Here is a 17753-nt window from a genome sequence, read left to right as displayed (position 1 = left end):
CGAAGGGTGCGCGCCCCGTTGGGACGCGCACCCTTCTCTCGCTCGCCGCTCCGTGGCCGCTACTCCGCGGCCGCTACCGGCGCCTGGACGGCCGGCCGCCGGCTGGCGATGACCTTCTTGGCCAGCGCGCGGGGGCTGGTGAGGAAGCCGGTGCCCCAGGACATGTGCATGGTCGCCAGGGCCAGCGGGATCTGCGCCCGGGCCTTGAGCGACAGGCCCTTGCCGGCCGGCAGCGAGCCGGCGGCGATCGCGGCCAGGTAGCCGGCCGGGACGACGAAGCCCCAGGGCGTGACGGCCACGCCGACGACCACACCGGCCGCGATGGCGCAGACCGCGGTCGGCGGGGCGAGGTAGCGCAGGTTGATCGACCCGGAGTGGTAACGGGCCACGACGTGCCGCCACTTGCCGTAGTTCTTGTACTGCTTGGCCAGCTCCTTGACGCTGGGCCGCGGCCGGTACTGGACCTTCAACTCCGGCGAGAACCAGACCTTCCCGCCGGCCTCGCGGATCCGGAAGTTCAGCTCCCAGTCCTGGGCGCGGATGAACTCCTCGTTGTAGCCGCCCAGTTGCTCCAGCACCTCGCGCCGGAAGACGCCGAGGTAGACCGTCTCGGCGGGGCCGGCCGCGCCGCCGGTGTGAAAGGCGGCGTTGCCCACCCCGATCCGGGAGGTCATCGCGGCGGCCACCGCCTCCTCCCAGGCGTTCTCGCCCTCGGCGTGCATGATGCCGCCGACGTTGGCGGCACCGGTCTCTTCCAACAGCCGCACCGCGGTGGCGATGTAGTTCGGCGAGAGCATGCCGTGGCCGTCGACGCGGACGACGACGGGGTGCCGGGACGCCTTGATCGCGGCGTTCAGCGCGGCGGGGGTGCGGCCCGTGGGGTTGGGCACGGTGTGCACCCGGGGGTCCTCGGCGACCAGTTCCGCGGCGATCTCGTCGGTGCGGTCCGCGGACGGGCCGAGGGCGATCACCACCTCCATCTCGCCGGCGTACTCCTGAGCCAGGATGTGCCGGACCGCATTGCGCAGGTGACGTTCCTCGTTGAGCACCGGCATGATCACGGAGACGGCCGGAAGCTGCTGCTGGGGCATGGTTCCTCGGGGGTACGGCCCGCGGTGAACCGCCTTAAGAGGGCGGCGGCGCCCGCCGGGAGACTGCGGTATTCCGCTTCACGGTACCGCGAACGGGCGACCCGCCCGGACGGCAACCGGGTGGCCGCACGGCTTCCACCCGGTGTGTGGCGTTTTGCAGCAGATCGTACCGGCTTACGGTGGCCCGGCCCCGCTGCCCTCGTCCCCGTCCACCGCGGAGGTGGCCCGTGACCGCGCCGTCCCCCACCAGCCGCACCGTGCCGGGCCGGCGTCCCCGGCGGCGGCGCGGACGTCGGCGTTCCCCAGGGCGGCCCCGTTGGGGGCTGCGGGTCAGCGCCGCGGCGACCGCGCTGCTGCTGTCCGCGAGCGGGGTGGGGCACGCCATGGTCACCGGCGTGGAGACCGGCATCGGCCGGGTCGACGCCTTCCAGGGGATGAGCGACCGGCCCGGCGCCGGCGCGGGGCTGACGTTCCTGGTCGTCGGCACCGACGGCCGGGACAAGCTGAGCGACGAGGAGAAGGCGAAGTACCACCTGGGCGGCGCCCCCTGCCACTGCACCGACACCCTGATGCTGGTGCACCTGGCCGCCGACCGGAGCCGCGCCAGCGTCGTCAGCCTCCCCCGCGACTCCTACGCCGAGGTGCCCGCCCACGAGGACGCCGACGGGCGACGCCGCCCCCGGCACGCGCTCAAGCTGAACGCCGCCTACGCCGAGGGCGGCCCGAGCCTGACCGTGCGCACCGTCGAGCACATGACGGGGGTGCACATCGACCACTACCTGGAGGTCGACTTCACCAGCTTCATGCGGACCGTGGACGCGGTCGGCGGGGTGGACATCTGCACCGTGCGCCCGTTGAAGGACCCGTACTCGGGGCTGGACCTGCCGGCTGGGACCTCGCGGCTGGGCGGCGGCCAGGCGTTGCAGTACGTCCGCACCCGGCACGTCGACGCCTCCGCGGACCTGGGCCGGATGCAGCGCCAACAGCGTTTCCTGGCCGCGCTGTTGCACCGGATCACCTCGTCCGGCGTGCTGGTGAACCCGGCCCGCTTCAAGGAGGTCGCGGACGCCGTGCTGACGTCCGTACGGGCCGACGCGGGGTTCGGCGCGGGCGATCTGACCGACCTGGCGCAGGCGATGCGCGGCTTCGGTCCGGCGTCCTCGGAGTTCGCCTCGGTGCCGCTGCGCGGCGAGGCCGAGGACGTGCCGGGGCTGGGGTCGACGGTGCGCTGGGACCCGGTGCGGGCGCCGCGGCTGTTCCGGGCGCTGCGCGAGGACCGGCCGATCGCCGTCCACCGGGACCACGCGGCGCCGGCCACCGTCGTGGATGTGCCGCCCGAGCGGGTCCGGGTGCGGGTCGACAACGGCACCGGGCGGCGCGGGCTGGCCGCCCAGGTCACCCGGGAGCTGCACGCCACCGGCTTCGCCACCGCCGACGCCCCCGGCGACTCCGCGCTCGGCGCCGCGCCGCGCACGGTGGTCTCCTACGACCCGCGCTGGGACCGCTCGGCGCGCTCGCTGGCGGCCGCGCTGCCCGGCGCCGAACTGCGCCCGGCGAACGGGCAGGGGCCGGTGATGCGGGTGACCGTCGGGGCGGACTTCCGCGGGGTGCGGGCGGTGCGGGCCGAGGAGCCGACGCCGGCCCCCGGCGCCCTCGGGGCGATCACCGGCGACCAGGCGGTGTGCCGATGACCGTGCCCGCCCCCCGTCGCACCGTCGTGGGGTCGTCGCCGGCCGGGCCGGGCCGGCGGCGGCACCTGGGCCGGGCCGCCGCCGCGGCCGCGGTGCTGGCGCTGCTCGCGGCCACCGCGGCGGCGGCCCCGGCGGCACCGGCCGAGCCGGCCGGCTGCGGGGTGCTGGTCCGCGGCCGGCTCTGCCTGCGCGGCCCGGTCGGCACCACCGGCGTCTACGTCGCCGTCTACCAGCGGGACGTCCCGGTGCCCGGCGAGATCACCGTCCGGCTCGGCTACCAGCGCAAGAACGCTCAGATCACCGCGTTCCCCGGCTGGTTCGGCAGCGGGCGGACGCGGGGCGGGGCACTGCGGCTGAGCGGGCGGGTGGAGATGCTGCCCGACGAGTGCATCCGCGGCGTCATGGAGCACACCGCGACGGTCTTCGTCACCAAGTGGAGCTGCGGCTGACGCCGGCCGGTCCGGCGCCCGGAAAGGTGTGTGCGAACCATGTGGCAGGTCGTGCTGACCGTCACCCCCACCACGGTGACGCTCTTCCTGCTCGGGGCGTTGGCCCTGGCCCTGGGGCTGGCGCTGTGGTCGGCGCGGGCCCCGCACCGGCGCACCCCGCGGACCGCGGCCCGCGCGCTGCTGGCGGCCTGGCTGCTGCTGATGCTGGTGGTCACGCTCGCCCCCACGCAGCCGGTCGGGACCGCCGACGCGACGTTCTGGTGGCGTCCCGGGGAGGGGATGTTCGAGCTGGGTGCCCAGTTGGAGCCGGGCGAGGTGGCCATGGTGGTGCGGCGGCAGGTCGCCGGCACCGCGCTGTTCGTCCCGGTGTCGCTACTGCTGCGGTTCGCCGTGCCCCGATGGTCGGCGGCCGGCGCGTTCCTGTGCGGGGTGGGGCTGAGCCTGGTCATCGAGCTGGCGCAGCTCTTGATGCGGGCGGGCCGGGTGGCCGACATCGACGATGTGCTGTGCGCGGCGGCGGGGACGGCGGCCGGCGCGCTGCTGGCCCTGCTGGCGAAACTGGCGGCGGCGGTGGTGTGCCGCCGGGCGCTGCCCCGGCGGGCGGTCGGTGCCGTGCCGGCACCCGCGCCCGAGGAGGCGTAGCGCCGCCCCGGGCCGTGACGCGGGCCGGTCAGGCGTCGTCGAGGCCCTCGGCGGCGCGCCGCTCGCGCAGCTCCTTGATGGCGCGGCGGCGGGCCAGCCGGTGCGTCCGGCGGATCTGGGCCTCCTGGTAGCGCCGCTTGTCGCGCTCGGTCTCGGGAAGCACCGGCGGCACCGCGCGGGGCTTGCCATGCTCGTCGACGGCGGCGAAGACGAGGTAGGCGGAGCCGACCTGCTGGGCGGGGGTGGACTCGTTCCAGCGCTCGGCCAGGACCCGGACGCCGACCTCCATGGAGGACCGGCCGGTCCAGTTCACCTGGGCCTTCACATGCACCAGGTCGCCGACCCGCACCGGCTCCAGGAAGGCCATCTCGTCCATGGACGCCGTCACCGCCGGGCCGCCGGAGTGCCGGCCCGCGACCGCGCCGGCGGCGTCGTCGACCAGTTTCATGATCACCCCGCCGTGCACCGTCCCCAGGAGGTTGGTGTCGGCCGCGGTCATGATGTGCGACAGCGTGGTGCGGGAGACGGAGGTGGGCTTGCCCGCAGGGACGTCCTCCGGGCTGGTGGTGACGAGGTCGGTCATGGAGAACAGCGTAAGCCGGTGCCGTACGGGACCGTACGGCGCGGCGGCGGGGCGGGCCCACGGGCGGCGTGACCCCGGTCTCACCGGCGCCGTGAGCCGTCTCTCCTCGACGGCGCCGGAAACTATCCGGAATGGCTGATTCCGTTGGTCGCGCCGGAATCGTCGGGCCCCGTGCGGTATGGCCCGGTAGCGCGCGGTCGCTTTGCATCAGCTCTGCAACAGCCCAGGCCCGATCCCGTACCCGCCCTATGGAGCGGACCCCACGGGGATGCACACTTCCCCGTATGAATGAGTGGCCCCAAGGACGGTCCGGCGAGCCGGGCGGCAACCGGTACGGCAGCGGCAGCGGCAGCGCCGAGCCGGAGGGTGCGCGCGCCATGCCCCACGTGCGGCGCGACGCAGGCCCCGGCTACCCGCGGAACGAGCCCCCGCTCCCGCCCTCGCTCTCGCCGCGCGGTGGCGCGGGCGTCCCGCCGCAGCAGTCCCGGGGCCAGCACGACTACAACGGATACGACGACGGCTACAACACCGGACAGGTCTACGGCGGGGGCCGCGGCCGGGGCGGTGACGGATACGGCGGTGACGGGTACGGCGGCGACGGACAAGGCGCCCGGCCGCGCCCGCGCTGGGGCCGCCGCATCAAGCGGGCCCTGATCGTCCTGGTCGTGGTGGTGCTGGCCGCCTCGGTCGGCACCTACTTCTGGGCGGACGGCAAGCTGCGCCGCGAGGTCGACCTGAGCAAGGTCATCGACCGGCCCGCGACCGGCGACGGCACCAACTACCTCATCGTCGGCACGGACAGCCGCGAGGGCATGACCGACGAGATGAAGCAGAAGTTGCACACCGGCGGCCCCACCGACGGCGGGCGCACCGACTCGATGCTGATCCTGCACGACGGCAGCAACGGCCCGACGCTGATATCCCTGCCGCGCGACTCCAACGTCGAGGTCCCCTCGTACGTCGGCTCGAAGTCCGGCAAGCAGTACCCGGCGCGCGGGCGGCACACCAAGCTGAACGCGACCTACGCCGAGGACGGTCCGGCCCTGTTGGTCCGCACCATCGAGTACAACACCCACCTGCACATCGACCACTACGTCGAGATCGGGTTCGCCGGCTTCGCCAACATCGTCGACGCGCTCGGCGGCGTGGAGATGAACATCCCCCAGGCGTTCAAGGACAAGGACTCCGGCGCCGACTTCAAGGCCGGCACCCAGACCCTCACCGGCGCGCAGGCGCTCGCCTTCGTCCGGACCCGGCACGCGTTCGCCTCCCAGGACCTCCAACGCACCAAGAACCAGCAGAAGTTCCTGGCCGCCGTCGCGCACCAGGCCGCCACCCCGGGCACCCTCCTGAACCCCTTCAAGCTCTACCCGACGCTCGGCGCCGGCCTGGACACGCTGAAGGTGGACAAGGACATGAGCCTGTGGGACCTGGGCCAGATGTTCTTCGCGATGAAGGGCGTCACCGGCGGCGAGGGCAAGTCGATGAACATGCCGATCTCCGGGAGCACGGGCGGCAACCTGGTCTGGGACCAGGCCAAGCTCAAGCAGCTCGTCCAGCAGCTCAACAACGACGAGCCGGTCACCGTCACCGGCAACTGACCGGACGGACAACGGGACGGGCCCCGACCGCCAACTGCGGTCGGGGCCCGTCCCGTTGTCGTGCGGCGCCACTCCCTACGGGAGGTTGCGCGCCATCACGATCCGCTGCACCTGGTTGGTGCCCTCGTAGATTTGCGTGATCTTGGCGTCCCGCATCATCCGCTCCAGCGGGTAGTCGCGGGTGTAGCCGTAGCCGCCGAGCAGTTGGACGGCGTCGGTGGTGATCTCCATGGCGGCGTCGGAGGCGTAGCACTTGGCGGCGGCGCCGAAGAACGTCAGGTCCTCGCCCTTGGCACCGGCCGAGACGCGCTCGGAGCGGGCCGCCGCGGCGTAGGTGAGCTGCCGGGCCGCCTCCAGCTTCATCGCCATGTCGGCGAGCATGAACTGGACGCCCTGGAAGTCGCCGATCGGCTTGCCGAACTGCTTGCGCTCCTGGACGTAGCCCTTGGCGTAGTCCAGCGCGCCCTGGGCGATGCCGAGCGCCTGGGCCGCGATGGTGATGCGAGTGTGGTCCAGGGTCTTCATCGCGGTGGCGAAGCCGGTGCCCTCCGCGCCGATCATGCGGTCGGCGGGAATCCGGACGTTGTCGAGGTAGACCTCGCGGGTCGGGGAGCCCTTGATGCCCAGCTTCTTCTCCGGGGCGCCGAACGAGACGCCCTCGTCGCCCTTCTCGACGACGAACGCCGATATGCCCTTGGACCGCTTTTCCGGGTCGGTCACCGCCATGACGGTGTAGAACTCCGACTCCCCGGCGTTGGTGATCCAGCGCTTGACGCCGTTGAGGACGTAGAAGTCGCCGTCCCGCACCGCCTTGGTCTTCATCCCCGCCGCATCGGAACCGGCGTCCGGCTCGCTCAGGCAGTACGAGAACATCGCGTCGCCCTGGGCCAGCGGCGCCAGGTACTTCTTCTTCAACTCCTCGCCGCCGGAGAGGATCACCGGGAGCGAACCGAGCTTGTTGACGGCCGGGATCAACGACGAGGAGGCGCAGACCCGGGCGACCTCCTCGATGACGATCACGGTCGCCAGCGCGTCGGCACCGGCGCCGCCGTACGCCTCCGGCACGTGCACCGCGTGCAGGTCGTTGGCGACCAGCGCGTCCAGCGCCTCCTGCGGGAAGCGCGCCTCCTCGTCCACCGCGGCGGCGAACGGTGCGATCTTCGCCTCGGCGAGCGAGCGCACCGACTCGCGGAGCATGTCGTGCTCCTCGGACGGCCGGTACAGATCGAAATCAGCGGCTGCGTTCTTTCCCACTGACGCCAAGGTCTCTCACTCCCCTGTGAGCTGTTGGCAGCGCTAACTACCGTTAAGTAACCCTTACTGAGAAGGGATTCTAGGGCCGATGCCGGGCCGCGGATAGGTGAGGTTGCCGACAGTCCCCCTGAGTGCGTACGGCTGACGGGAAGGGGGCGCGCGGTGCGCGGATATGCTCGGTCGGCAGCTTTTTCCGCCCGACGTCTGGAGCCCCGCATGGCCCTCAAGATCACCGTGATCGGCACCGGCTACCTCGGCGCCACCCACGCCGCCGCCATGGCCGAGCTGGGCTTCGAGGTGCTCGGTCTGGACGTGCAGCCGGAGAAGATCGAGATGCTCCGCCGCGGCGAGGTCCCGATGTACGAGCCGGGCCTGGAAGAGCTGCTGCGCCGCCACGTCGCCGGCATCGAGGGCTCCACCGGCCGGCTGCGCTTCACCACCTCCTACGAGGAGGTCGGCGCCTTCGGCGATGTCCACTTCGTCTGCGTCAACACCCCGCAGAAGCACGGCGAGTACGCCTGCGACATGTCCTACGTCGAGGCCGCCTTCGACGCGCTGGCGCCGCAACTGACCCGGCCCGCGCTGGTGGTGGGCAAGTCGACGGTGCCGGTGGGCAGCGCGGCCCGGCTCGCGCAGCGCCTGGCGGCGGCCGCGCCCGCCGGCTCGGACGTCGAACTGGCCTGGAACCCGGAGTTCCTGCGCGAGGGCTTCGCCGTCCAGGACACCCTGCACCCCGACCGCATCGTCGCCGGCGTCACCAGCGAGCGGGCCGAGGCGCTGCTGCGCGAGGTCTACGCCACCCCGCTCGCCGAGGGCTCGCCCTTCGTCGTCATGGACTACCCGACCGCCGAGTTGGTGAAGACCTCCGCCAACTCCTTCCTCGCCACCAAGATCTCGTTCATCAACGCGATGGCCGAGGTCTGCGAGGCGGCCGGCGGCGACGTGGTGAAGCTGGCCGAGGCCATCGGCCACGACGAGCGGATCGGCAAGAAGTTCCTGCGCGCCGGCATCGGCTTCGGCGGCGGCTGCCTGCCCAAGGACATCCGGGCCTTCATGGCCCGCGCCGGCGAGCTCGGCGCCGACCAGGCACTGACCTTCCTCCGCGAGGTCGACTCGATCAACATGCGGCGCCGCGCCCACATGGTCGAACTGGCCCGCGACGCGGTCGGCGGCAGCTTCCTCGGCACCCGGGTCGCCATCCTCGGCGCCACGTTCAAGCCCGACTCCGACGACGTCCGCGACTCCCCCGCGCTCAACGTCGCCGGCCAGATCCACCTCCAGGGCGGCCAGGTGACCGTCTACGACCCGAAGGGCATGGCCAACGCGAAGCGGGTCTTCCCGACCCTCGGCTACGCGGACAGCGCCCTGGAAGCGGTGCGCGGTGCGCACGTCGTCCTCCACCTCACGGAGTGGCGCGAGTTCCGGGAACTCGACCCCGCGGTGCTCGGCGAGGTCGTCGCCGACCGGTGCGTCCTGGACGGACGCAACGCCCTCGACCCGACGGCGTGGCGCAAGGCCGGCTGGACGTATCGGGCGCTTGGGCGCCCGTCTCTTTGACGTTTCGTCCCGACGGTGTGCGGCCGCCCTGCCGTGGGGGTTGCTCGCCGTTGGTTGCGCCTACGGCGCCGAGCCGCTGCGCGGCGCTGTCGGGTGCGGTGACGGACCTCCGGGGTGGGTGTGCAGGACTGCTTCGCTTTACGTCCTGCACACCCACCCCTCCGGCCCGTCCCCTCCCGTTGAGGGGTGGAATTTCTGCGGGTGGGGCCAACTGCCGGTGGTCCGGTGCGAGTTGAGTGTTGAGTGCTGCGGCTTGTGCACTGAATGACGACCGTCAGGGGACCACACAGGGCGACCCCCACTCACCAGTCCTCCACCCTTCCCACGGGAGGGGACGGGCCGGAGGGGGCGGTATGCCAGACGTAAAGCGAAGCAGTCTGGCATACCGGCCCCGGAGGACCGGCCCCGCGGCCGAACAGCCCCGCGCAGCGGCAACAATGCCCGCGCCGCAGGCGCTACGGCGGGAAAGCCAACAACGAGGGCTAAGAGAGCGTCACGTTGGACGGGGCCCCCGGGGCCGCCCGGGCGACTTCCTCCGCGGCGCGGAGGACACGAACGGCGTTGCGCCACGTCAACTTGGCAAGGTCGTCCGACGACCACTTGCGGTCGAGGAGTTCCGCGACGAGTCGCGGATAGCTCGCGACATCGGCGAGGTCCGTCGGCGTGAAGGCCGTGCCGTCGTAGTCGCCGCCGATGCCGACATGGTCGATGCCGGCGACCTCCCGCATGTGGTCGAGGTGGTCGGCAACGGTCGCCGCGGTGGCCGCGGGACGCGGATTGGCGGACTCGAAGGCGCGTTGCACCGCCATGCCGCGCTCGGTCGTGTCGAGGTGGTGCAGACCGTGGGCGCGCATGTTCTCGTCGGCGCGCTGGGTCCACTCGACGGCCGCGGGGAGGACGAACTTCGGGACGAAGGTGGCCATCGCGAGGCCGCCGTTGGCGGGGAGTTGGGCCAGTACGTCGTCGGGGACGTTGCGCGGATGGTCGCAGACCGCGCGGGCCGAGGAGTGCGAGAAGATCACCGGGGCGGTGCTGACCCGGAGCGCGTCCCGCATGGTGTCGGGCGAGACGTGCGAGAGGTCGACCAGCATGCCGAGGCGGTTCATCTCGCGGACGACCTCCTCGCCGAAGGGCGACAGGCCGTGGTGGCGGGGCTCGTCGGTCGCCGAGTCCGCCCAGTCGTTGTTGTCGTTGTGGGTGAGCGTCATATAGCGGACGCCCAGAGTGTGGAAGGCCCGCAGGGTGGCCAGCGAGTTGTTGATCGAGTGGCCGCCCTCGGCGCCCATGAGTGAGGCAATGCGACCCTCGGCGCGGGCCGCCTCCATATCGTCGGCGGTGGTCGCCAGGCGTAGATCCGCTGCGTAACGGGTGGTCAACTGCCGTACGGCGTCGATCTGTTCCAGGGTCGCGCTGACCGCGTGGTCGCCGGCGTAGTCGGAGCGTACATACACCGACCAGAACTGTGCGCCGACGCCGCCGGCCCGGAGTCGGGGGATGTCGGTGTGCAGGCTGGCGCTCTGGTCGGTGGCGACGTCGCGCCGGTCGAGGTCGTAGCGGACCTGTTCGCGCAGCGCCCAGGGCAGGTCGTTGTGGCCGTCGACGATCGGCCACTGCGCGAGCAGCTCGCGGGCGGCGTCCAGGGCGGCCGTCACTTGCCGCTCCCGAAGCCGAAGCCCGCGGCGCCGGCGACCTTGTTGCGCAGCCGCTTGCCCTTCTCGGTGGCCTGGTGGTTGAGCTCCTGCTGGAACTCCCGCATCCGGGCGCACAGTTCGGGGTCGTGGGCGGCGAGGATGCGGGCGGCGAGCAGGCCGGCGTTGCGGGCGCCGCCGACGGAGACGGTGGCGACCGGGACGCCGGCGGGCATCTGAACGATGGAGAGGAGGGAGTCCATGCCGTCGAGGTACTTCAGGGGGACGGGGACGCCGATGACGGGGAGGGGGGTGACCGAGGCGAGCATGCCCGGGAGGTGGGCGGCGCCCCCGGCGCCGGCGATGAGCGCCTTCAGCCCGCGGTCGGCGGCCCGCTCGCCGTACGCGATCATCTCGTGCGGCATGCGGTGGGCCGAGACCACGTCGACCTCGTAGCCGATCTCGAACTCGTCCAGGGCCTGGGCGGCGGCCTCCATGACGGGCCAGTCGGAGTCGGAGCCCATGACGATGCCGATGACGGGGGCGTCGTCGGCGGGGCGCGGGGCGGGGTGGCGGTCGGGGGCGGTGCTGGCCGTCATTCCGTGATCGTTCCTCGCAGATAGCCGGCGGCGTGCGCGGCGCGCTCACGCACATCCGCCAGGTCGTCGCCGTAGGTGTTGACGTGCCCGACCTTGCGGCCCGGCTTCACGTCCTTGCCGTACATGTGAATCTTCAACTGCGGGTCGCGTGCCATGCAATGGAGGTACGCCGCATACATGTCCGGGTAGTCACCGCCCAGGACGTTGGCCATCACCGTCCAACGGGCGCGCGGGCGCGGGTCGCCGAGCGGGAGGTCGAGGACGGCACGGACGTGGTTGGCGAACTGCGAGGTGATCGCGCCGTCCTGGGTCCAGTGACCGGAGTTGTGCGGGCGCATGGCGAGTTCGTTGACGAGGACGGCGGGGGCGCCGTCGGCGTCGCGGACCTCGAAGAGCTCGACCGCGAGGTGGCCGATGACGTCGAGCTCGTCGGCGATCCGCAGGGCGAGCTGCTGGGCGTGCGTGGAGAGTTCGTCGGTCAGGTCGGGGGCCGGCGCGATCACGGTGTCGCAGACGCCGTCGACCTGGATGGACTCCACGACCGGGTAGGCGACGGCCTGGCCGTGCGGGGAGCGGACCACGTTGGCGGCCAGCTCGCGGACGAAGGGGACCTTCTCCTCCGCCAGCACGGGCACGCCGGCGCGGAACGGCTCCGCCGCCTCCTTGGCCGATCGCACGAGCCAGACGCCCTTGCCGTCGTAGCCGCCGCGAACGGTCTTGAGGATCACCGGGAAACCCTCGCCCTCGGCGGCGAAGCGCTCCACGTCGGCCGGGTCGGCGACGATGCGGTGGCGCGGACAGGGCGCCCCGATGGCGTCCAACTTGGCTCGCATCACGCCCTTGTCCTGGGCGTGCACCAGCGCGTCGGGGCCGGGGCGGATGGGGATTCCGTCGGCCTCCAACGCCCGTAGGTGCGCGGTGGGTACGTGCTCGTGGTCGAAGGTGAGCACATCGCAGCCACGGGCGAAGGCGCGCAGGGTGTCCAGATCGCGGTAGTCGCCGATGACGACTTCGCTGACCACCTGGGCCGCCGAGTCCTGCGGGGTGTCACTGAGGAGCTTGAACTTGATGCCGAGGGGGATACCCGCCTCGTGGGTCATACGGGCGAGCTGACCGCCGCCGACCATGCCGACTACCGGGAACGTCACGCCCCCAGGGTATCCGGCCGGTCGTCGGGCACCCGACCCGGGTTGGAGGATCATCCGAGGTTGGCGTTCGAGGGTGATCGTGAAGGTCCACAACAGCGGTGAGGTTCCGGACCGGGCGCGGAAGGATTCGACCGGCCCCGGCCGGCGATAGGGGGAGGCCGCATGGAGAGCTGCGGCATAGCGAGGAACTCCCGGGCGCTGGTGACCGTCGTCGCCGTCGCCGCCCTGCTGATCGCCCTGTACACGGTGATCAGCCAACTGTCCGGACCGGCGGTGTACGGCCCCGACGACACCGAGATCACGGTGTCCGCCGGCGACCGGTTCACCATCGAGGTCCCCGACGACCCCGACGACGCCTTCCACTGGATCGTCGTCGACCCGCGTCCGGATCCGGCCGTTCTCAGGGCCGGTGCCAATCGGCCGGCACCGGACGATCCGCCCGGCCGGCCGCCGTCGTCCGACCGCGCCTCCCGGGCGCTGGACTTCGAGGCCGTCCGCCCCGGCCGCACCGACCTGCGGTTGCTGTACTGCCGACGGTGCGCGACGGGCACGGCGTACGAGCCGGGAACCCGCACCCTCAACTTCCGGATCACGGTCCGCTGATGGCCGGTCCCGATCGCTTTCGTGCACGGGTGTGCGGAGCGGGCCTCTGGGCCACCGGGGCACAGGGAACGTGGTTAGCATGAGGGACCCCACCGGGCCCCCGGCCCGCCCACCCCCACGCACAGGGAGCTGAACGATCACCATGAGTCAACCGAGCGCGCTGCGGTCGCGGCTGGAGGCGCTCATCCGGGAGATCGTGAAGTTCGGCGCCGTCGGCGGCGCGGGGGTCGTGGTGAACTTCGCGGTCTTCAACCTCGTCCGGCACCTGACCGAGCTCCCCGTCGTCCGGGCGAGCATCGTGGCCACGGTGGTGGCCACCCTCACCAACTACATCGGCTACCGCTACTTCGCCTACCGGGACCGCGACAAGCGCGGCCGGACCCGCGAGTTGACGCTCTTCCTGCTGTTCAGCGTGGTCGGCCTGATCATCGAGAACGGCATCCTCTACACCGCGACCTACGGGTTCGGCTGGGACGACCCGCTGCAGAGCAACGTCTTCAAGTTCCTCGGCATCGGGATCGCCACGCTCTTCCGCTTCTGGTCGTACCGCACCTGGGTCTTCCGGGGGCTGCCCGCCCGCGAGGCGGTGGAGACCGCCGAGTCGTTCCTGGCGGACAACTCCCGGCTGGAGAGCGGCGCCTCCCGGAAGTAGCCGCCCGCGGCTCACTCCTCGGTGAGCTCGCTCTCCCGGGCCAGGAACAGCGCGAAGACCGGCGGGTGTTGCTGGAGGAGCTCCAGGCGGCCGCCGTCGGCCTCGGCCAGGTCGCGGGCGACGGCCAGCCCCAGGCCGGTGGAGTTGCGGCCGGAGACGGTCCGTTCGAAGACCCGCGAGCCGAGGTCCGGGGGGACGCCGCGGCCGGCGTCGGTGACCTCGACCACGGCCTGGTTGCCGGTGACGCGGGTGCGCAGCGCGACCGTACCGGCGCCGTGCATCAGGGAGTTCTCGATCAGGGTGGCGAGCACCTGGGCGACCGCGCCGGGGGTGCCGACGGCCCGCAGCCCCTTCTTCCCGGAGCGGACGATGGCCCGTCCGGCGCTGCGGTAAGCCGGGCGCCACTCCTCGATCTGCTGCTTGACCACCTCGTCGAGGTCGAAGGCGACGGCCGAGCCGGTGCGCGGGTCACGGGAGTTGGTCAGCAGCCGCTGCACCACGTCCGTCAGCCGCTCCACCTGGGCCAGCGCGATGGTGGCCTCTTCCTTGACGGTGTCCGGGTCGTCGGTGAGGGTGATCTCCTCCAGCCGCATGGACAACGCGGTCAGCGGGGTGCGCAGTTGGTGGGAGGCGTCGGCGGCCAGCCGCCGCTCGGCGGTGAGCATCCGCGCGATCCGCTCGGCGCTGGCGTCGAGGACGTCGGCGACCCGGTCCAGTTCCTGGACGCCGTAACGGCGGTGGCGGGGCCGGGGATCGCCGGAGCCGAGCCGCTCGGCGGTCTCGGCGAGGTCGGTGAGCGGGGCGGTGAGCCGGCGGGCCTGCCGGATGGCGAGCACCACGGCCGCCAGGATCGCCAACAGGGCGACGGCCAGGATCACCAGCAGAGTCCGGCCGATCTCGGCGCTGACCGTGGCACGGGACTCCTGGACCGTGACGGCCTCGCCGCGGTCGCCGCGCACCTTGGACTCGATCACGTCGCCGGCCGGGCGCGGACCGATCTCGATCTCCGGCTTGCCGGGCACCTTGATGACGGCGTAGCGGTGGGCGGTGATCTGCTCCGAGAGGATCTCCGGGGTGATCTTCTCGCCGCTGCCCAGTCGGCTCTCCACTATCCCGACCAGCCGGACGGCCTCCGACGACACGCTCTCCTGCGCGCCGGCCTGGATCGTGCGGGTCTCGACGATCACCAGGGAGACCCCGAAGACGGCGATGACGACGAGCACCACGGCCAGCGTGGAGTTGATCAGTCGGCGGCGCACGGGCCCCTAGCTCTTTTCGAAGCGGAAGCCGACCCCGCGGACGGTGGCGATGTACCGCGGGTTGGCGGCGTCGTCGCCCAGCTTCTTGCGGAGCCAGGAGATGTGCATGTCCAGCGTCTTGGTGGAGGACCACCAGGTGGTGTCCCAGACCTCGCGCATCAGCTGGTCGCGGGTGACGACCCGGCCGGCGTCCCGCACCAGGACCCGCAGCAGGTCGAACTCCTTCGCCGTGAGCTGGAGTTCCTCGTCGCCCATCCAGGCGCGGTGCGACTCGACGTCGATCCGCACGCCGTGGGTGGCCGGCGGCTGCTGGGGCTCGGCGGTGGAGCCGCGCCGGAGCAGGGCCCGGACCCGGGCGAGCAACTCGGCCAGCCGGAAGGGCTTGGTGACGTAGTCGTCCGCGCCGGCGTCGAGGCCGACGACGGTGTCCACCTCGTCGGCGCGGGCGGTCAGCACGAGGATCGGGAAGGAATGGCCTTCGTTGCGCAGCCGGCGGCAGACCTCCAGACCGTCCATACCGGGCAGTCCCAAGTCCAGGACCACGAGGTCGATGTTGCCCTGGAGACCGGCATCGAGCGCCGTCGGGCCGTCCTCACGCACTTCGACGTCGTAACCCTCGCGGCGCAGGGCGCGGGCGAGCGGCTCCGAGATGGACGCGTCATCCTCGGCGAGCAGTACACGGGTCATGCGCCGATGGTAGTCCGATGTACCGACAGCGAGGGGCGGACCAGCACGGATGGGCGACAGGCGGCCCTTTCCGCGCCCGCTCGCACGCCCCGGAACGCGGGCGCGCGGGTGCGTATGTGGTCGACTCCACAGGCACAAACGGTTCCGGAAGCGAGTGTGAGCGTTCTCTCACCCCTTCAAACGACCCGCTCAGCGGACGTATGGTGTCCCGAACGTCCAACGCACAACCCCGGGACCCGTGGCGATCAACTGACGTCATCGGTCCCTGTTGTGTGCGGGTCTGGCACCTCCAGTCCCTTACACAGTGAAAGACCTGTCGACCGGGTCCGCCGGCCGCTGTTGCGGCACGGGGGCGTGGATCCCGGTGTCCGACCTCCCGTCGGCGGCCCCCTGCGTGGGGCGCCGAACCTCCCGGGCGTGAGGGCGGGCGGGGCGGCTCCGGTGCCGGTCATCCCCCACCCGGGCGCACACCGAGTTCTCTCGGACGCGTCCCGAGAAGCATAGGAACCCACCATGGCGTCCAGCCTGACGAAGGACGCTGCCCAGCAGGGAACCCCTGCCGACGGCGGCAAAACCTTCTTCGGCCACCCACGCGGCCTGGCCACTCTCTTCATGACCGAGATGTGGGAGCGCTTCAGCTTCTACGGCATGCGCGCCCTGCTCGTCCTGTATCTGATCTCCGGTGGAGCGGACGCCAAGGTGGGCTCCCAGGGCGGTGGTCTGGCCATGACGGCCGCCTCCGCCACCGCGATCTACGCGGTCTACATGGCCCTGGTCTACCTGCTCGCCATGCCCGGCGGCTGGTTCGGCGACCGGGTCTGGGGCCCGCGCAAGACGGTGATCGTCGGTGCGTCCATCGTCATCGCCGGCCACGTCGTGCTGGCGATACCGGGCCAGACCTTCTTCGTCGGCCTGGCGATGGTGGCGTGCGGCTCCGGCCTGCTGAAGTCCAACATCTCCACGATGGTCGGACACCTCTACGACGGCCCGCAGGACCCGCGCCGGGACGGCGGTTTCACCGTCTTCTACATGAGCATCAACATCGGGTCGATGGCCGCGCCGATCGTCGTCGGCGGCATCGGCCAGAGCATCAACTGGCACCTGGGCTTCGCGACCGCGGCGCTCGGCATGGCGCTGGGTCTGATCCAGTTCCTGATCGGCACCCGGCACCTGAACCCGAAGAGCCACCAGGTGCCGACCCCGCTGACGGTGCAGGAGCGCAACGGCTGGCTGCGCAAGGGCCTGATCTGGGCCGTCGTCGCCGCGGTCTTCTACGGGATCGTCGCGGGCACCGGCCACTTCACGCTCAACTGGGCGCTGATCCCGCTGGCCATCATCGGCATCTCCGTGCCGTGCTTCGTGCTGCTGCGGATCAAGCGGGACAAGGAGCTGACCGAGACCGAGCAGGCCAAGGTCAGTGGCTACCTGTGGTTCTTCGTCGCCGCCGCGGTCTTCTGGATGATCTTCGACCAGGCCGGTTCGACGCTGAACGTCTTCGCCGACAAGAACACCGCGGAGTCCGTCTTCGGCCTGGCCTTCCCGTCCTCCTGGCTCCAGTCGATCAACCCGGTGTGGGTGCTCGCCCTCGCCCCGATCTTCGCCTCGATGTGGCTGGCGCTGGCCCGCCGTGGCAAGGAACCCAGCACGCCGGTGAAGTTCGCCATGGCGATGGTCCTGATCGGCGCCTCGTACTTCTTCTTCCTGCTGCCGATCGCGATGTCCTCGGACGGCACCAAGGTCAGCCCGATGTGGCTGATCACCGTCTACGGCCTCCAGACGATGGGCGAGCTGTGCCTCTCCCCCGTCGGCCTGTCGGTGACGACGAAGCTGGCGCCGCAGAAGTACGCGAGCCAGATGATGGGCGTCTGGTTCCTCGCGGTCACCGCGGGCGACAGCGTCATCTCCCTGGTGTCCATCGGCGGTGCGGACCTCAGCGGCACGGGGGTGTTGATCACCGAGGCCGCGCTGGCCACGTTGGCCGGCTTCGCGGTCTTCATGTACCGCAAGAAGATCAGTCCCCTTATGGGAGACGTGCACTGATCTCCCCCCGCTAACGGAAAGAGAACCCGGCACGGATGACCCGTGCCGGGTCTTTTTCTTCCCACGTACTTGGCTGTCCCGCCGGTCCGCTGCGCTTGGCGGGCCGCCCACGTTGTTGGCTTTCCCGCCGTGGCGCCTGCGGCGCGGGCGTCGATCCGCTGCGCGGGGCTGTCGGCTGCGGTGACGGGCCTCCGGGGGCGGTAGGCCAGACTGCTTCGCTTTACGTCTGGCCTACCGCCCCCACCCACCCCTCCCCACCCCGTGAGGGG

16 protein-coding genes are annotated in these 17753 nt (G+C 71.7%); 8 read left to right on the top strand and 8 right to left on the bottom strand.

The window, feature by feature from the left end:
• Positions 1-59: 59 nt before the first annotated feature.
• Complete coding sequence (locus tag ACFVFQ_RS34525; protein WP_383423806.1) at positions 60-1091, bottom strand: glycosyltransferase family 2 protein; 1032 nt, start codon at positions 1089-1091, stop codon at positions 60-62.
• 383 nt (positions 1092-1474) lie between these two features.
• On the opposite strand from ACFVFQ_RS34525, the gene ACFVFQ_RS34520 reads away from it, so the two are divergent.
• The 3 genes from ACFVFQ_RS34520 to ACFVFQ_RS34510 are packed head-to-tail and all read left to right on the top strand — an operon-like array spanning position 1475 to position 3873.
• Positions 1475-2782, top strand: coding sequence for an LCP family protein (locus tag ACFVFQ_RS34520; RefSeq protein WP_383423863.1), 1308 nt, complete (start codon positions 1475-1477; stop codon positions 2780-2782).
• Entirely contained in the window at positions 2779-3231 is a 453-nt protein-coding gene (locus ACFVFQ_RS34515) for a hypothetical protein (protein ID WP_383423804.1), read from the top strand. The genes ACFVFQ_RS34520 and ACFVFQ_RS34515 overlap by 4 nt, the downstream gene beginning before the upstream one ends.
• 39 nt (positions 3232-3270) lie before the next feature.
• The gene (locus ACFVFQ_RS34510; protein WP_383423802.1) at positions 3271-3873 is read left to right on the top strand and encodes a VanZ family protein; all 603 of its coding nucleotides are present in this window, start codon (positions 3271-3273) and stop codon (positions 3871-3873) included.
• A gap of 28 nt (positions 3874-3901) precedes the next feature.
• Here the strand turns inward: ACFVFQ_RS34510 and ACFVFQ_RS34505 are convergent, their stop codons facing one another.
• Positions 3902-4456, bottom strand: coding sequence for an acyl-CoA thioesterase (locus tag ACFVFQ_RS34505; protein ID WP_383423800.1), 555 nt, complete (start codon positions 4454-4456; stop codon positions 3902-3904).
• A gap of 284 nt (positions 4457-4740) precedes the next feature.
• On the opposite strand from ACFVFQ_RS34505, the gene ACFVFQ_RS34500 reads away from it, so the two are divergent.
• Complete coding sequence (locus ACFVFQ_RS34500) at positions 4741-6057, top strand: LCP family protein (protein ID WP_383423798.1); 1317 nt, start codon at positions 4741-4743, stop codon at positions 6055-6057.
• Positions 6058-6132: 75 nt separating this feature from the next.
• Here the strand turns inward: ACFVFQ_RS34500 and ACFVFQ_RS34495 are convergent, their stop codons facing one another.
• Positions 6133-7311, bottom strand: a complete 1179-nt coding sequence (locus ACFVFQ_RS34495) for an acyl-CoA dehydrogenase family protein (protein ID WP_383423796.1) — start codon at positions 7309-7311, stop codon at positions 6133-6135.
• A 216-nt stretch (positions 7312-7527) separates the two neighbouring features.
• Here ACFVFQ_RS34495 and ACFVFQ_RS34490 point away from each other — a divergent pair, with 216 nt between their 5' ends.
• Positions 7528-8868, top strand: a complete 1341-nt coding sequence (locus tag ACFVFQ_RS34490) for a UDP-glucose dehydrogenase family protein (protein WP_383423794.1) — start codon at positions 7528-7530, stop codon at positions 8866-8868.
• Between the two features lie 482 nt (positions 8869-9350).
• On the opposite strand, the gene ACFVFQ_RS34485 is transcribed toward ACFVFQ_RS34490, so the two are convergent.
• From ACFVFQ_RS34485 to ACFVFQ_RS34475, 3 genes are read right to left on the bottom strand one after another with little or no spacing between them, the layout of a single operon-like run.
• A complete protein-coding gene (locus ACFVFQ_RS34485; protein ID WP_383423792.1) occupies positions 9351-10520 on the bottom strand; it encodes a dipeptidase in 1170 nt (389 codons plus the stop codon).
• Positions 10517-11095 carry a 5-(carboxyamino)imidazole ribonucleotide mutase gene (purE, locus tag ACFVFQ_RS34480; RefSeq protein WP_383423790.1) on the bottom strand — a complete coding sequence of 193 codons (579 nt, stop codon included), beginning with the start codon at positions 11093-11095 and terminating at the stop codon, positions 10517-10519. The genes ACFVFQ_RS34485 and purE overlap by 4 nt, the downstream gene beginning before the upstream one ends.
• Complete coding sequence (locus ACFVFQ_RS34475) at positions 11092-12243, bottom strand: 5-(carboxyamino)imidazole ribonucleotide synthase (RefSeq protein ID WP_383423788.1); 1152 nt, start codon at positions 12241-12243, stop codon at positions 11092-11094. The genes purE and ACFVFQ_RS34475 overlap by 4 nt, the downstream gene beginning before the upstream one ends.
• A gap of 162 nt (positions 12244-12405) precedes the next feature.
• On the opposite strand from ACFVFQ_RS34475, the gene ACFVFQ_RS34470 reads away from it, so the two are divergent.
• Complete coding sequence (locus tag ACFVFQ_RS34470; protein ID WP_383423786.1) at positions 12406-12846, top strand: protease inhibitor I42 family protein; 441 nt, start codon at positions 12406-12408, stop codon at positions 12844-12846.
• A gap of 142 nt (positions 12847-12988) precedes the next feature.
• The gene (locus tag ACFVFQ_RS34465) at positions 12989-13498 is read left to right on the top strand and encodes a GtrA family protein (RefSeq protein WP_383423784.1); all 510 of its coding nucleotides are present in this window, start codon (positions 12989-12991) and stop codon (positions 13496-13498) included.
• Between the two features lie 11 nt (positions 13499-13509).
• On the opposite strand, the gene ACFVFQ_RS34460 is transcribed toward ACFVFQ_RS34465, so the two are convergent.
• Positions 13510-14757 (bottom strand): ATP-binding protein, encoded by a 1248-nt coding sequence (locus ACFVFQ_RS34460; protein ID WP_274915374.1) that lies wholly within the window; start codon positions 14755-14757, stop codon positions 13510-13512.
• 6 nt (positions 14758-14763) lie between these two features.
• Positions 14764-15444: a response regulator transcription factor gene (locus ACFVFQ_RS34455; protein WP_016575659.1), complete on the bottom strand. Its 681-nt coding sequence runs from the start codon at positions 15442-15444 to the stop codon at positions 14764-14766.
• A gap of 513 nt (positions 15445-15957) precedes the next feature.
• On the opposite strand from ACFVFQ_RS34455, the gene ACFVFQ_RS34450 reads away from it, so the two are divergent.
• Positions 15958-17484, top strand: a complete 1527-nt coding sequence (locus ACFVFQ_RS34450) for a peptide MFS transporter (protein WP_383423781.1) — start codon at positions 15958-15960, stop codon at positions 17482-17484.
• Positions 17485-17753: the final 269 nt, after the last annotated feature.

The sequence above is a fragment of the Streptomyces sp. NPDC057743 genome, assembly GCF_042798755.1.
Taxonomy (GTDB): Bacteria; Actinomycetota; Actinomycetes; order Streptomycetales; family Streptomycetaceae; genus Streptomyces.
The sequence above is the reverse complement of the archived record's forward strand: the minus strand, read 5'-3'. Positions and strand labels throughout refer to the sequence as shown.

Coding starts and splice junctions, on each gene's coding strand:
- ACFVFQ_RS34525 (WP_383423806.1), bottom strand. CDS start 1,091: ATGCCCCAGCAGCAGCTTCCGGCCGTCTCCGTGATCATGCCGGTGCTC.
- ACFVFQ_RS34520 (WP_383423863.1), top strand. CDS start 1,475: ATGGTCACCGGCGTGGAGACCGGCATCGGCCGGGTCGACGCCTTCCAG.
- ACFVFQ_RS34515 (WP_383423804.1), top strand. CDS start 2,779: ATGACCGTGCCCGCCCCCCGTCGCACCGTCGTGGGGTCGTCGCCGGCC.
- ACFVFQ_RS34510 (WP_383423802.1), top strand. CDS start 3,271: ATGTGGCAGGTCGTGCTGACCGTCACCCCCACCACGGTGACGCTCTTC.
- ACFVFQ_RS34505 (WP_383423800.1), bottom strand. CDS start 4,456: ATGACCGACCTCGTCACCACCAGCCCGGAGGACGTCCCTGCGGGCAAG.
- ACFVFQ_RS34500 (WP_383423798.1), top strand. CDS start 4,741: ATGAATGAGTGGCCCCAAGGACGGTCCGGCGAGCCGGGCGGCAACCGG.
- ACFVFQ_RS34490 (WP_383423794.1), top strand. CDS start 7,528: ATGGCCCTCAAGATCACCGTGATCGGCACCGGCTACCTCGGCGCCACC.
- purE (WP_383423790.1), bottom strand. CDS start 11,095: ATGACGGCCAGCACCGCCCCCGACCGCCACCCCGCCCCGCGCCCCGCC.
- ACFVFQ_RS34470 (WP_383423786.1), top strand. CDS start 12,406: ATGGAGAGCTGCGGCATAGCGAGGAACTCCCGGGCGCTGGTGACCGTC.
- ACFVFQ_RS34465 (WP_383423784.1), top strand. CDS start 12,989: ATGAGTCAACCGAGCGCGCTGCGGTCGCGGCTGGAGGCGCTCATCCGG.
- ACFVFQ_RS34455 (WP_016575659.1), bottom strand. CDS start 15,444: ATGACCCGTGTACTGCTCGCCGAGGATGACGCGTCCATCTCGGAGCCG.
- ACFVFQ_RS34450 (WP_383423781.1), top strand. CDS start 15,958: ATGGCGTCCAGCCTGACGAAGGACGCTGCCCAGCAGGGAACCCCTGCC.